The following is a 12,931-nucleotide window of genomic DNA, read 5'->3' as shown; positions in this document are numbered from 1 at the left end:
TGACGAAACGGCGAAGGGAACCGCGTTGGCAGCGACGGAGGAAGTGTTCTACGAACAGCTCGACCACGGTGTCTTCCGCGCCACGGAGCACACCGTCGGGCCCTGGTCGGACAAGGCTCAGCATCTGGGGCCGGTGGCGGCACTGCTGGTACGCGGCATCGAGTGCTGTGAACCCGACGAACGCCGCTCCGTCCGGAGGGTGAGTGTGGACGTGCTCGGGCCGGTGCCGGTGGACGAGGTGACGGTACGGGCGGAGGTCGCGCGTCCGGGACGCTCCGTGGAGCTGGTCACCGCCGAGATCGCGGCCTCGGGGCGGATCGCGGCCACGGCACGGGCCTGGCGGATGCTGCGCTCCGACACCGCCGACGTAGCCCGCGACGACGCGCGGCGGCTCACGGATCCGGCCGAGTGCCCCGCGATGCCGTTACCGGCAGGCTGGGCGGGCGGCTACGCCGACGCACTGGAGTGGCGTACGGCGAGCACCGCGACACCGGAACCGGGCCACGCGGAGGTGTGGGCGAGGCAGCGCATGCCGCTGGTGGCGGGCGAGGAGCCGAGCCCGTTGCAGCGACTGTTCGCCGTGGCCGACTGCGCCAGCGGCGTATCGAGCAGTCTGCCGTTCGAACGGTGGGCGTTCGCCAACACCGATCTCACGGTGCACCTGGCCCGGCAACCACACGGCGAGTGGGTGGGGCTCGACGCGCGCATGACGCTCGGTCCGGACGGCGCGGGGCTGACCCGGACCACGCTGCACGACGCCGCCGGACCCGTCGGACAAAGTGCGCAGGCCCTGCTTCCCACTCGACTCTGAGATTCCCGCCCGAGTCCGGCGGGCCCGAGTCCGACCGGGAGCGCGAACGCGACTCATCCTCGCCCGAGTGCGTTTCCGCGCGGAAGGCCCGACATCGTGCGGGCGCTCGGTGTCGGGCCTTCCGCGGCTGGAACCGCTCGGCATCCGGAGCCGGAAAGCCCGGTCAGTCCTCGTAGGGATCGTAGTTGCCGGGAATCCCGTGGCCGCGTGACGCCTCCGAAGCGTCCACCAGCGCGAACCTCGCCCCGGTGGGATCACGCAACACAGCCATTCTGCCCAGGGAAGAGTCGTACGGGTTGGCCCGCACCCTGCCGTGCGCGGCGATGGCACGCCGGACCGTCTCGTCGGTGCCGATGTTCGAGTCGACACCGAGATAGATCAACCAGTGCGGCTCGGTCTCGCCGTTGATGTGATCACGGAGCATGCTGACGCGAGCCATCACCGACTCCTCACCCAGGTACCAGACCGAGTAGTCGAGTTGGTTCTCGGTGCCGAACTGCGTGGCGGTGTAGCCGAACAGCTCCTGGAAGAACAGATCGGCCGTCTGCGCCTTGATGGTGAGCAGCTCCGCCCACATGAGGGTGGCGGGCAGTCCCACGTCGAACTGCCAGGAGTCCTCCGGTTCGAGCAGTCCGAACTCGACGTCGGAGGGATCGGTGAGCACGGCCTTGGTGCCGATACCGCTGAGATGGCCGGGCGGCACGGTCACGGTGGCACCGTTGCTCTCGGCCTGCTCGCAGGCTGTTCGACAGTCCCCTGTGGCCAGGAACAACCGCCATCCGGCCACGTCCTCACCCGCCGCGCGCAGGCTCGCGACGGGAAAGTCGTCGTGCGTGGCGATCAGATGCTCACTGCCGTCCGATGCCCGGCGCTGTTCGTACCGCCAGCCGAACAGTGCCGTGTAGAACTCGCATGCCCGGTCGAGATCCGGAGTTATCAACTCGATCCAGCAGGGCATCCCCGCGTACAGCTGCCATTTCGGCGGCGCGGAGTCCACCGGGACCACACCCATGGGTCCTCCCGCTAGTACTTGGCGTCTTCCGGACACCATTATCCGCCGCGACACGCGCTGTATGTGCTGTTCGAATCACGATCCGATCACCTCACCGGAACGCACCGCTACCCGATGTCGGGGCACCCGCTCACGAGACGTGCCAGAGGTTCCGCCACCCCGAGCACCCTCGGCACCCGGGCGGGAAACCTCGATCACAGATAGCGGTAGACGTCCTCGGGGGAGAGGCCCCGCGCCAGCAGGATCACCTGCAGCCGGTAGAGCAGCTGGGAGGCTTCCTCGGCGAGCTGCTCGTCGGACTCGTGTTCGGCGGCCAACCAGACTTCCCCCGCCTCCTCCAGGACTTTCTTGCCCTGCGAGTGGATCCCCGCGTCGAGGGCGGCAACCGTGGCGGATCCCTCGGGCCGGCTGTGCGCGCGCTGCTGAAGCTGACTGAACAGCTCGTCGAAGGTCTTCACGACCGGTGATCCTTGCATCCCGCCACGCTCGGCCGAACACCGCCCGGCGTGCCGGACGCGGCGAGCTCAGCCGCGATGCAACAACGTACCGAGCTCAGCGGTGTCGAGCCCTTCCAGGGAGTCCCGGATGATGCACCCGAGTTCGGGCTCCAGTGGGACCTCGCAGCTCACTCCGAGCACCGCGCACCCCGCCGACACGGCAGAGCTCACCCCGGTGGGGGAGTCCTCGATCGCGACGCAGTGTGCCGGGTCCACGCCCAGTTCGCGACACGCGCGCAGATAGGGCTCCGGATCGGGCTTGTTGTAGCCGTCCACCTCGTCACCGCAGACGGTGACGTCGAACATCTCGGCACCGATGGTTCGCAGCGCGATATCGGTCAGCGACCGGATGGTGGAGGTCACCAGCGCGACCGGAACACCGTCGGTACTGACCCGACGGAGTGCCTGTTCGGCGCCGGGACGCCAGGTGAGATCGTTGTCGAGCATCTCGGCCATCCGCTCGATCACCTGTTGCCCCGCCGCCTCGATGTCGGCCGGGCCGGTGGACATGCCGATGTCGGCGAGCAGCAACCGCATGCTGCGGGACATGTTGGAACCGACCATGCGCGCACGCGCGGCATCGCTGATCTCGGCGCCGTTGGCCGCCGCGTAGTCGTCCATGGCGACCGTCCAGAGCTTCTCGGAGTCGACCAGGGTGCCGTCCATGTCGAAGAGCACGGCGGCGGGGAACTCCGGAACAGCGGACCGCTGGGACTCGGCGGCGCGAGGATCGGTTTCGGTCATCGAAGCGGGCCTCCCGCCCGTTCCCGGGACCAGGCTCCGGGACGGCCCGGGCAGGACGACCGTCGAAGATCGTTACACATGCGTCCAGCCTACTGGCTCGTTCACGGTGCGCAGTACGCGATGTGAGCACAGCCACGAGGGCGGTTACCGAGCGGGTACAGCACTCGGTGTCCATCATCTCCGACAGCGCACGAGGTGGGTAGTACCCTCGCCATGTGTCCGTACCTGCCCCACCTGCCGGTTTCACCCTCGAGAACAGCATCATAATCTGTGCTTTCGAGGGCTGGAACGACGGCGGCGACGCCGCCAGTACAGCCGTGGAACACCTCCAGCTCACCTGGGACGCTACCAGCTGGACGGAGATCGATCCGGATCCTTACTACGACTTTCAGGTGTCCCGGCCCACCGTCAAACTGGTCGACGGTGTGACGCGAGAGGTCTCCTGGCCGACCACGAGGCTCTCGGTGTGCCGTCCACCCGGTTGCAGCAGGGACGTGGTGTTGATACACGGCATCGAACCGAACATGCGTTGGAACGCGTTCTGTACCGAACTGCTCTCCCACATCGAGCAGGCGGGCGCCAGCACCGTGGTCAGCCTCGGGGCACTGCTGGCCGACGCCCCGCACACCCGGCCGATCCCGGTGACCGGCAGCGCCTACGACGCCGAGTCCGCGAGTCGGTTCGGCTTGGAACGTTCCCGCTACGAGGGCCCCACCGGCATCCTCGGCATCTTCCAGGACGCCTGCGTACAGGCCGGTATCCCGGCCATCTCGTTCTGGGCCGCGGTTCCGCACTACGTTTCGCAACCACCCTCGCCGAAGGCCACCCTGGCGCTGCTGCACCGCGTGGAGGAGGCGCTGGACCTGGAGGTCCCGCTCAACAATCTGCCCGAGCAGGCCGAGGAGTGGGAGAACACCGTCAGCGAGATGGCCGAGGAGGACGAGGACGTTCGCAACTACGTGCGGGCGTTGGAGGAACGTGGCGACGCCGAGAACACGCTGAGCGAGACCAGCGGTGAGACGATCGCGGCGGAGTTCGAGCGCTACCTTCGCCGCAGGGGCCCCGGCGGCCCCGGGGAAGGTGGAGGACGCGGTAAGGGTCCCGCCGGACCGAGCAAGAACCCGTAGCCGGAGCGGGCCCCGCGTGCTCGGCCGGGTGGGGCCCGGCCGAGCCGTCGCATCGGGAGCGGGGACCGCTCAGCCGTCGACCTCGCGCAGGTACTGCTCGGCCAGTTCCGGATCGAGGAACCAGTTGCCGAAGTCGGCCGGATCGTCGAAGCCGTTGACGAATCGCTTCCGGATGGTCGCGTTGCGCTCGGCACGGGAGAAGATGTCGAGCACGTGCGCCGGCGGGGGCTGCAGCATCGCGTTGGTCCAGGTGGTGGCCGGTTCGACCACGGACCAGTAGCGTTCGAAGGTTCGCCTCATCCAGTCGCTGTCGAACGGTTCGCCGCCCCGTTCCAGGATGCTCTCGAGGTAGGACGCGGCGCACTTGCTCGCGTTGTTGGATCCCTGACCGGTGATGGGGTCGTTGGCCACCACGACGTCGGCCATACCGAGAACGACGCCTCCCGACGGCAGTTCGCCCACGGGGTTACGCACCACCGGTGCGTAACCTCCGGAGAGGGTCGCCTGCGAATCGGTGAGCTCGGCGTGCTTGAAGCGCTCGTACTCCCAGGGGACGTACTGTCGCATCAGCTCCAGCATGCGCTTCCAGTGCTCGCCCGGGGCCGGTCTGTCCGACCAGCAGTCCAAGGGGCCACCCGGTATGCCCTCGAAGAACGGGATCTCGCAGGGCCCGCTCAGCGTCAGGCCGGGAATGACGAACAGCTCACCCACGCCGGGGACCACGTTGAACCGCACCGCGTCCGTGTCCGGGTGCTCCGGCCGACGATCCGCACCGTAGACATAGCTGACCGAGAGCACGCGCTGCGGGGTGTTGTAGGGCGAGCGGTCGGGATCTCGTCCGAACAGCTGGACGAGTTCACCCTTGCCCGCCGCGACGAGCACCAGTTCGTAGTGCCTGGTCAGCGAGTCCAGATCCGAGGTCGTCACCCCGTGGAAGATGACCTTGCCGCCGTTGTCCTCGAACAGCTCCAACCAACCTGCCATCTTGACCCGCTGGTCGACCGACTGCCCGTAGTCGTCCAGCATGCCGACCCAGTCCAGTGCCCTGGTGCCGTCCTCGGCCGCGATGGAGACGCCCAATCCCTGGATCCGCGGTGCGCGTCCCTCCCACAGGTTGAGCTTGTAGTCCCGTTCGTGCTGTAACGCGGTGTGGAACATGGCCTGTGTCGACATGACACGACCACCACGGATCTCCTCCGGCGTTCGCGCGGACATGATCGTGACGTCATAGCCGTGTTCCAGCAGGCACAGACCGGTCTGTAACCCGGCCTGGCCGGCTCCGACTATGAGGATCTTGCGCATCGCACCCTTCCTTTCACCCGACGAGACCCCTCCACGACGACACCGGTCCACACGGGACACGGCGACGAATCACGCGGCGCCGTGCGTCACGTTCAACCGCATCGTGTGGGTAACCAGCGTCCGTAAAGCATCTACAGTGGACAATGAATCACGTGCGTCGCAGGTGATCAATGGGACGTCCGGAGCGATCGCGAGTGCTTCGCGGATCTCCTCCAGCTCGTGGGTCAACGTTCCCTCGAAGAGGTTGACGGCCACTACGAACGGGATGTCCGAGTCGTGCTCGAAGTAGTTGATCGCGGCGAACGACTCCGCTATCCGTCTGGTGTCGACCAGCACGACCGCGCCCAGCGCGCCTCTGGCCAGGTCGTCCCAGAGGAACCAGAAACGGGACTGTCCGGGGGTCCCGAACAGGTAGAGCATCAGATCCGGGTGCAGCTGAATACGCCCGAAATCCATCGCCACGGTGGTGGTCGTCTTCTCCCCGGCGGGATCGAGATCGTCCACGCCTTCGCTGGCCTCGGTCATCCACGCCTCGGTGTTCAGGGGAGCGACCTCGGAGACCGACGATACGAATGTGGTCTTGCCGACTCCGAATCCACCCGCGACCACGATCTTCGCCGAGAGCATCAGCTCGGAGTGGTCACGCGGAGAGCTTGTTGAGGCCATCGAGAATCCTCTCGAGGATATTGTGATCGTAACTGTAAGCCTGTCCGGTGGGATGAATGACGATCGCCCCTTCCGTCGCCAAGTCGCTGACCAGCACTCGTATCACCCCGAGCGGGATGTTCAGCGAGGCGGAGAGTTCGGCCAGCGATATCGGCCGTCGGGCGTGCTCGTAAACCGACCGGGATTCCGGAAGCAACTTCTCGGCGAGCTCGGTGTCGTAGTCCGACGCCGAAATCATCGTTTCCACGAGAAGCTGGTGCCGGGTTCGGGTCCGTCCGTGCGTGAGCGCGTAGGGCCGCACCCGGCTACTGCGGCTTTCCCGCTGGTTCTGTGAGTGTGTGACCATGGGTCTTCCTTTAACCGATCAGTCACGCGGCCTTCGCGCGGTTACGACGCGCCTTAAGTCGGCACGGACCTCCGGTGTCAACGCGTGCCCGGTGTTTTCCACGAACTGGGTCATCTCGTAGGCGACTACGCGCATCTGCGCCTCGGCCGAGGTCAGTACGGCGAGTCCGGCGCCGGAACCGATCCCCATGAACAGAAAGTATCCGTGCCGCAGCCGGAGAATGATCTGTTCGCAATCACCCTTCTCGAACAACGAGGAACCGTGGTGCGCCAGGCTGAGCATGCCGCTGGAGATCGCCGCGAGCTGCTCGGCCTCATCGGAGGTGACCGATGAGGAAGCGGCCAGTGGCAAGCCATCCGCCGACAGGATCAACGCGTGGGTGGCGCCGTGCACCCGGTGCACGAAATCGTCGACCAGCCAGTCGAAATTCGCGGACTGGGCATTGTTTTCTGCAGCCGTCACTGCTGTGGCCTCTCGGCATCGTCGTTTTCGTTGTGCTGCCTGGCTTCCAGCTCGCCTTCGGCGAAATCTCCCAGGTCCGCGAGCAGTTGCTGATGGCTCTCGCGGATGTCGCGTTCCGTGTCGTCGGAGTGGGGTTCCGGGGCGGGCACGGCGGAGCCGCTGCTTCCGCCGGAGGAGCCCTTCAGACTCTGCGAAACCCTGCGTGGCAACCCGTTGGCCGTGGTGGCGGGCTGTGACTGGTCCTGCTGCGCCGCGGCCTGCTCCTCGGAGGGCCAGACGGGTTCGGCCGCCACCGCCGGAGTCTCCACACCGGCCTCCGTGGTTTCGGACGGGGTTTCGGCGACCGCGTTCGCCCGCGGCTCCGCGTTCGCCCGTGCGGAACGCATGTTCGGGATCGCCGGTTCCTCGGACACCGGAACCTGCCGTGACACGCCGGTATCGGGCGTCGCGTTCTCGTGCACCAGGGAGTGCGGCAGCAGCACCGAAGCGGTCGTCCCGTTTGGCGCACGACGCGCCAACCAGACCCGAATACCGTGTTTGCCCGAGATTCTGCGCACCACGGCCAGCCCCATGTGGCGCACCGCGTTGCGGTCGAGCACCGGGGCACTCGCGAGCCGCTCGTTGAGCGCGGAGAGCCTCGCGGCGGGGAGGCCGATACCGGCGTCCTCGACACGCACCATCATGCTGCCCTGTTCGGTCAGATGCGCGCTGATGGTCACGGACGAATTCGGCGGGGAATGCGCCGTGGCGTTGTCCAGCAATTCCGCCAGCAACCTGCTGACGTCGTCCGCGGCGAACCCGACCACGCCGAGCTCGGTCACCCTGCCGAGTTCCACCCTGTTGTAGTGCTCGATGGAGGACATACCCGCACGGATCACGTCGACCAGTGAAGCCGTCTCCGGCTTAGCACCACCGGCGTCCCGCCCGGCCAGCACACGGAGATTCTCACCGTTGCGCCGCAGCCGGGTGGCCAGGTGGTCGAGCCGGTAGAGACGGTCCAACGACTCCGGGTCGTCCTCTTCGGACTCCATCTGTTCCAGTTGTTCGAGCAGCGAGTCCACAAGGTTCAGATCACGCAGGGCGACACTGGAGCAGACCCCCGCCAACACATCCTGCGAACTCGGCTCACGCGAAGGCGAAGGGCCGATAATCTGCGCCACGGTGTCCCGTGAACGCTGCAGCAGTTGTCTGGTCGATCCCTCCAACCGCTGTCTCGCCGCACCGTCCCGTAACGATCTGCGCGAGCGTTCGAGCATCTCCCATACCCGACTCACCATCCCACCTCGCAACCAAAGCACCTATTACCGATCCGGGCTTCGTGCGGACTCGTGTCACGAGATCCAATCAGATCGGTTGGCGGAAGTCTACGTTGTGTTCCTATTGGCCGGTCGGGGTGGCCGGTGGTTGTCGCATATTACCGAAAATTCGACGGTCAAGAGCATTTTCCCAGCTCACCGGAACAAAAACCCGAGTCGAATGTCGCTACCACCATCTCTTCGCCCGGCCCGACCCGACCTGTCGGGAGAAGTACCGGCGTGAGCGGCGAAAACATCGCACACCCGCACCACGACACGCGGTACCGTCGCGGTACAGGGCAACCGGGGCGAGACCGAGGAAACTCTCGGAAACGTGTCGCACACGCCGAAGTCGACAACCGCGGAATGCCGTGAGAATCGCAGGAAGGGGCCACGGAGCGGGTTCCTATTGCCGCCGGAAACGGAGAATGCCGCCCGGCGACGAAAATCCGCCAGTCGTGGATATCCGCGCCGGCCACCGCGCCCGACGGGATTTCCGAACCGGAGCCGGAAGCGGCGCCCCCGCGGCGGGGGCGCCGAACGTACTTCCGTTCCCCGGTTCCGAGGACGGCGGGGTTACAGGGCCACGCCCAGCAGGGCGTCCACCGCACGGCGAATCGTCGAGGGCGCGGTCGTGTCCTCGCCCCCCTCGTACAGCGCCTCGTCGACCCAGGCGTCCACGGCTCGCAGCGCCCCTTCGGTGTCGAGGTCGTCGCTGAGCCGTTCCCGCAACCGGTCGAGAGTCGAGTCGGCGGCGGGCCCCTCCGACAGCCCCACCGCCTGCTTCCAGCGGGAAAGCCTGGCAGCGCCGGTGGTGAGCAGATCGGCGTTCCACGAACGATCGGCACGGTAGTGACCGCTCAACAACGCCAACCTGATGGCCATCGGATCCACTCGATCGCCACGCAGCCGGGAGACGAACACGAGGTTGCCCTTGGACTTGGACATCTTCTGCCCGTCCAGTCCCACCATCCCGGCGTGCGAGTAGTGGCCCGCGAAGGGGTGTTGTCCGGTCAGCGCTTCCGCGTGCGCGGCGCTGAACTCGTGGTGCGGAAAGGCCAGGTCCGAGCCGCCGCCCTGCAGGTCGAACCCGATCCCGAGCCTGTTCAGCGCGATCACCGAGCACTCCAGGTGCCAGCCGGGACGACCCGCACCGAGCTCGGAGTCCCAGGAGGGTTCGTCCGGGCGAGCCATGCGCCACAGCAGAGCGTCGAGCGGGTGCTCCTTGCCCGGGCGGTCCGGATCGCCACCCCGGTCCGGGAACACCTCTGTCATCTCGGCTCCGCTGTAACGGGACTCGTACCCGAGCCTGCCGGTGGCGTCGTGCCGGAAGTAGACGTCCGGGAACTCGTCGTCGACCCGGTAGGCCGCACCGGAGGAAAGCAGTTTGGTCACGGCTTGCTCGATCTCCGGGATCGACTCCACCGCTCCGACGAAGTCCCGCGGTGGCAGTACGCGCAGGGCGGCCATGTCCTCGCGGAACAGCGCGGTCTCGCGCATCCCGAGCACGATCCAGTCCTCGTTGTCGTGCGTGGCACGCTCCAGCAGCGGATCGTCGATGTCCGTGACGTTCTGCACGTAGTGCACATCACTGCCGTTGTCCAACCAGATGCGGTGCACCAGGTCGTAGGCGATGTATGTGGCGGCGTGACCGAGATGGGTCGCATCGTAGGGAGTGATGCCGCAGACGTACATCCGCACCCCAGAACCGGTACCGACCGGTCTCACTTCGCCGGTGGCAGTATCGAACAGTCGCAACGGATGCGCAGTACCGGGCAGGCTGGGCACGGAAACCGATGACCAGGGTTGCATGTGTCCGACCCTAGCCGCCACGGTTGAGTGACCCGTGACGGGCCGGAGCTTTCCCGCCCAGGGGCCTCCGACGTCAATTTCTCGCGAAATCGCCGCGCCAGTACGGCGGTGCGGCAGGGTCGGCGTCAATTTCTCGCGAAATCGCCGCGAGGCGCCCACTCACGTGCCGGCTACCCGACCAGGCACGCAACCGCTGTCGCTGTCCTCAGAAGGGGGGCCAGGGTATGGCGGGCCACTCGCCGGAGGGCGCCGGGAACACCCCGTCCCGCAGCAACCGGTCGATCCGGTCCCGCAGGGCCTGAACTTCCTTCGGGGTTATGTGCTCGACCAATCCGGCGGCGAACTCGCCGTCCAGCTCAGCGCGCAACCGTTCCAGGGAGCGGACCTCCGTCCCGTGGAGGGCTTGCCCGAGCCAACCCCACAACACGGTGCGCAGCTTGTCATCGGCGTTGAGACTCACACCGTGATCGATACCGAGCACCCGCCCCCGCGAGGTGCACAACACGTGACCGCCCTTCCGGTCCGCGTTGTTGAGCACCACGTCGAACAGGGTCAGCTTACGCAGCTCGTCGTGGTCGGAGTGGGCGAGCACGACCGGCTCCCCCTGGTCGTCCCGCGCGTGCAGCACGGTCAGCCAGTTCGAGGGCACTTCCTCGGGAGTGCGGATGTCGACCAGCTCGGACTCCTGCTCGGTGTCCACCCACAGTTGCACCATGCCCGGCCCGTGGGGGCCGTCCCGTAACAGCGTCGGCGGCACCAGATGCCATCCGAGCACTTCGGAAAGCAGATAGGCGGCGACCTCACGACCGGCCAGTGTGCCGTCCGGAAAGTCCCACAGCGGCCGTTCACCACGCACCGGCTTGTAGACGCAATCGGCTCGCAACCCGTCGTTCTCCACCGTGCACAGCAGGGTGGCGTTGGAGGCCTCGACGAGACGGCCCCGGACCTCCAGGCTCCCCTCGCGCAGCAGCTCGACAGCGACGTCGTCGGCGAGCACGACCCGCTACTCCTCTTCCGAACGGCGGTAACCGTTCTGCCGTGGGCAGATGTGGCCCTCCGGATCGAGCGGCTCCGAGCAGAGCGGGCACGGTTTCCGGCCCGCCTCGATCACTCGCTGCGCGCGCTCCGCGAAGGCGCGCGCGTGCGCCGCGCTGAGGAACACCCGAACCGCGTCCGGTCCTTCGTCGGTGTCGTCGAGCACGACGGACTCGTCGACCTCCTCCTCGGTGACCGCGAGCAGTTCCACGACGACCGCCTCGGTCTCGGCATCCCAACCGAGCCCCATGGTGCCGACCCGGAACTCCTCCTCTACCGGCACCTCCAGCGGGCCGGAGTCGACCAGTTCGTCCGGTGGTTCGGAGGGCAGTTCGGTGTCGAACCGGCGCTGCACCTCTTCCAGCAGGGCGTCGATGCGTTCTGTCAGCACCGAGACCTGCTGTTTTTCCAGTTGAACGCTCACCGTCCGCAAGTCCTCGGTGGCCTGCAGATAGAAGGTGCGATCGCCGGGCTCACCGACCGTTCCCACGATGAAACGGTCGGGCTGACGGAATACGTGGATGACACGAGCCATGACACCCTCGACACTAAGTCACAGCGCTGCTGATCATGCAGCCCCTTCCCCTCTCGCACGAAAGGGGATCGTCCCTGGCAGCGTCGATATCGATCTCACCCGCCGGGCGGATCGGCCCGCGACCACCCCACCGGGACGATGTTCGCCGCCCGCGAACAACAGTCACCGTTCCGCACGGCCACGAACCGAACGGCGCTCGGACACACCCCGAGAGGTATCTGTCACCAAACGTAGCAAAACCGGGACCGAAAGTGACGTGGCCGTGCACACCTCGCCACGCCCCGAGCGGTGCACCATGAGGTCATGCCGACGATCACAGCAGCACGCATCATTCCTCCCCCTCCCCGCGTCGGGGACACGGTCGCGGTGGTCGCCCCCGCGGGCCCCGTGCCGGAGGAGCAACTGCGAACCGGTGTCGAGCTGCTCGAATCGTGGGGGCTGCGGGTCAGAGTCGGCGATCACGTGAGGGACCGGCATCCCCGGCTGGCCTACCTGGCCGGTTCGGACGCCGATCGGGCAGCGGACCTGGAACGAGCGTGGTGCGACCCCGAGATCAGCGCGGTGTTGTGCGCACGCGGTGGCTACGGCAGTGTGCGGATCCTGCCGCGGCTCGACTGGCCAGCCATGGAACGGGCCCCGGGCAAGCTTCTGGTGGGCTCCAGCGACGCGACGGCGCTGCACGAAACGATCGGCCCGCGGCTGGGAATGGCCGGGCTGTTCGGGCCGATGATCGCCACGAGGGCCTTCACCGAGGACGCCACCGCCCGCGAGCACCTGCGTCGCGCCCTGTTCGAGCCGGCGGGGACGCGTCTGAGCGGCCCGCACTCGGCTGCGCTGCGGAGTGGGCGCGCGGCAGGGGTGACCCACGGCGGCAACCTGAGCGTGCTGGCCGGACTGCTCGGCTCCGGAGAGCTGCCCGAACCACCGAATCCCGGGCTGGCACTGCTGGAGGACGTGACCGAGCAGCCCTACCAACTCGACCGGTACCTCACCCAGCTGAAACGGGCGGGGTGGTTCGAGACGACCACCGGGGTGGTGTTGGGCTCCTGGCAGGACTGCGGACCGGTCGAGGGCGTACGTGCGACGCTGCTCGACATCCTGGGTGATCTCGGTGTACCGGTGTTGTGGGAACTGGGATTCGGTCACTGCGACGGCCAGCTCACGGTGCCGCTCGGGGTGAGCGCCGAGCTCGACGCCGAGGCGGGCACCCTCACGCTCGACGGGACCGGAACCGGCTGAATCGTGGCCCGGCGGCGGGCCGACCTCGCGAGGGGCGGTGGTACGAGG

14 protein-coding genes are annotated in these 12,931 nt (G+C 67.2%); 3 read left to right on the top strand and 11 right to left on the bottom strand.

Going from position 1 to position 12,931, the window contains the following annotated elements:
• Positions 1-25: 25 nt before the first annotated feature.
• Entirely contained in the window at positions 26-811 is a 786-nt protein-coding gene (locus tag BM150_RS15070; protein WP_092928049.1) for a thioesterase family protein, read from the top strand.
• Between the two features lie 163 nt (positions 812-974).
• On the opposite strand, the gene BM150_RS15065 is transcribed toward BM150_RS15070, so the two are convergent.
• The 3 genes from BM150_RS15065 to BM150_RS15055 all read right to left on the bottom strand — a co-directional run bounded on the left by BM150_RS15065 (position 975) and on the right by BM150_RS15055 (position 3,064).
• On the bottom strand, positions 975-1,823 hold the full coding sequence (locus BM150_RS15065; protein ID WP_092927907.1) for a VOC family protein: 849 nt from the start codon (positions 1,821-1,823) through the stop codon (positions 975-977).
• 194 nt (positions 1,824-2,017) lie between these two features.
• On the bottom strand, positions 2,018-2,281 hold the full coding sequence (locus BM150_RS15060; RefSeq protein WP_092928048.1) for a phosphoribosyl-ATP diphosphatase: 264 nt from the start codon (positions 2,279-2,281) through the stop codon (positions 2,018-2,020).
• A 66-nt stretch (positions 2,282-2,347) separates the two neighbouring features.
• The gene (locus BM150_RS15055; protein WP_245755505.1) at positions 2,348-3,064 is read right to left on the bottom strand and encodes an HAD family hydrolase; all 717 of its coding nucleotides are present in this window, start codon (positions 3,062-3,064) and stop codon (positions 2,348-2,350) included.
• 215 nt (positions 3,065-3,279) lie between these two features.
• Here BM150_RS15055 and BM150_RS15050 point away from each other — a divergent pair, with 215 nt between their 5' ends.
• Complete coding sequence (locus BM150_RS15050) at positions 3,280-4,191, top strand: PAC2 family protein (protein ID WP_092927906.1); 912 nt, start codon at positions 3,280-3,282, stop codon at positions 4,189-4,191.
• Between the two features lie 69 nt (positions 4,192-4,260).
• Here BM150_RS15050 and BM150_RS15045 read toward each other — a convergent pair whose 3' ends face one another.
• The 8 genes from BM150_RS15045 to BM150_RS15010 all read right to left on the bottom strand — a co-directional run bounded on the left by BM150_RS15045 (position 4,261) and on the right by BM150_RS15010 (position 11,644).
• Entirely contained in the window at positions 4,261-5,493 is a 1,233-nt protein-coding gene (locus BM150_RS15045) for a styrene monooxygenase/indole monooxygenase family protein (protein WP_092927905.1), read from the bottom strand.
• Between the two features lie 69 nt (positions 5,494-5,562).
• Positions 5,563-6,159 (bottom strand): GTP-binding protein, encoded by a 597-nt coding sequence (locus BM150_RS15040; RefSeq protein ID WP_175496843.1) that lies wholly within the window; start codon positions 6,157-6,159, stop codon positions 5,563-5,565.
• Positions 6,134-6,505: a DUF742 domain-containing protein gene (locus tag BM150_RS15035; RefSeq protein WP_092927903.1), complete on the bottom strand. Its 372-nt coding sequence runs from the start codon at positions 6,503-6,505 to the stop codon at positions 6,134-6,136. The genes BM150_RS15040 and BM150_RS15035 overlap by 26 nt, the downstream gene beginning before the upstream one ends.
• An 18-nt stretch (positions 6,506-6,523) precedes the next feature.
• The gene (locus BM150_RS15030) at positions 6,524-6,967 is read right to left on the bottom strand and encodes a roadblock/LC7 domain-containing protein (RefSeq protein WP_092927902.1); all 444 of its coding nucleotides are present in this window, start codon (positions 6,965-6,967) and stop codon (positions 6,524-6,526) included.
• A complete protein-coding gene (locus BM150_RS15025) occupies positions 6,964-8,244 on the bottom strand; it encodes a sensor histidine kinase (RefSeq protein WP_092927901.1) in 1,281 nt (426 codons plus the stop codon). Before BM150_RS15025 ends, BM150_RS15030 begins: the two co-directional genes overlap by 4 nt.
• Before the next feature lie 594 nt (positions 8,245-8,838).
• On the bottom strand, positions 8,839-10,074 hold the full coding sequence (mshC, locus tag BM150_RS15020) for a cysteine--1-D-myo-inosityl 2-amino-2-deoxy-alpha-D-glucopyranoside ligase (RefSeq protein WP_092927900.1): 1,236 nt from the start codon (positions 10,072-10,074) through the stop codon (positions 8,839-8,841).
• A gap of 205 nt (positions 10,075-10,279) precedes the next feature.
• The gene (locus BM150_RS15015; protein ID WP_092927899.1) at positions 10,280-11,071 is read right to left on the bottom strand and encodes an SCO1664 family protein; all 792 of its coding nucleotides are present in this window, start codon (positions 11,069-11,071) and stop codon (positions 10,280-10,282) included.
• Between the two features lie 6 nt (positions 11,072-11,077).
• On the bottom strand, positions 11,078-11,644 hold the full coding sequence (locus tag BM150_RS15010; protein WP_092927898.1) for a DUF3090 domain-containing protein: 567 nt from the start codon (positions 11,642-11,644) through the stop codon (positions 11,078-11,080).
• Positions 11,645-11,947: 303 nt separating this feature from the next.
• On the opposite strand from BM150_RS15010, the gene BM150_RS15005 reads away from it, so the two are divergent.
• Entirely contained in the window at positions 11,948-12,883 is a 936-nt protein-coding gene (locus tag BM150_RS15005) for a S66 peptidase family protein (protein ID WP_092927897.1), read from the top strand.
• The last annotated feature ends 48 nt before the right edge of the window (positions 12,884-12,931 follow it).

Source organism: Actinopolyspora alba (assembly GCF_900112765.1).
GTDB lineage: Bacteria > Actinomycetota > Actinomycetes > Mycobacteriales > Pseudonocardiaceae > Actinopolyspora > Actinopolyspora alba.
The sequence above is the reverse complement of the archived record's forward strand: the minus strand, read 5'-3'. Positions and strand labels throughout refer to the sequence as shown.

Coding starts and splice junctions, on each gene's coding strand:
- BM150_RS15065 (WP_092927907.1), bottom strand. CDS start 1,823: ATGGGTGTGGTCCCGGTGGACTCCGCGCCGCCGAAATGGCAGCTGTAC.
- BM150_RS15055 (WP_245755505.1), bottom strand. CDS start 3,064: ATGACCGAAACCGATCCTCGCGCCGCCGAGTCCCAGCGGTCCGCTGTT.
- BM150_RS15045 (WP_092927905.1), bottom strand. CDS start 5,493: ATGCGCAAGATCCTCATAGTCGGAGCCGGCCAGGCCGGGTTACAGACC.
- BM150_RS15040 (WP_175496843.1), bottom strand. CDS start 6,159: ATGGCCTCAACAAGCTCTCCGCGTGACCACTCCGAGCTGATGCTCTCG.
- BM150_RS15035 (WP_092927903.1), bottom strand. CDS start 6,505: ATGGTCACACACTCACAGAACCAGCGGGAAAGCCGCAGTAGCCGGGTG.
- BM150_RS15025 (WP_092927901.1), bottom strand. CDS start 8,244: ATGGTGAGTCGGGTATGGGAGATGCTCGAACGCTCGCGCAGATCGTTA.
- mshC (WP_092927900.1), bottom strand. CDS start 10,074: ATGCAACCCTGGTCATCGGTTTCCGTGCCCAGCCTGCCCGGTACTGCG.
- BM150_RS15010 (WP_092927898.1), bottom strand. CDS start 11,644: ATGGCTCGTGTCATCCACGTATTCCGTCAGCCCGACCGTTTCATCGTG.
- BM150_RS15005 (WP_092927897.1), top strand. CDS start 11,948: ATGCCGACGATCACAGCAGCACGCATCATTCCTCCCCCTCCCCGCGTC.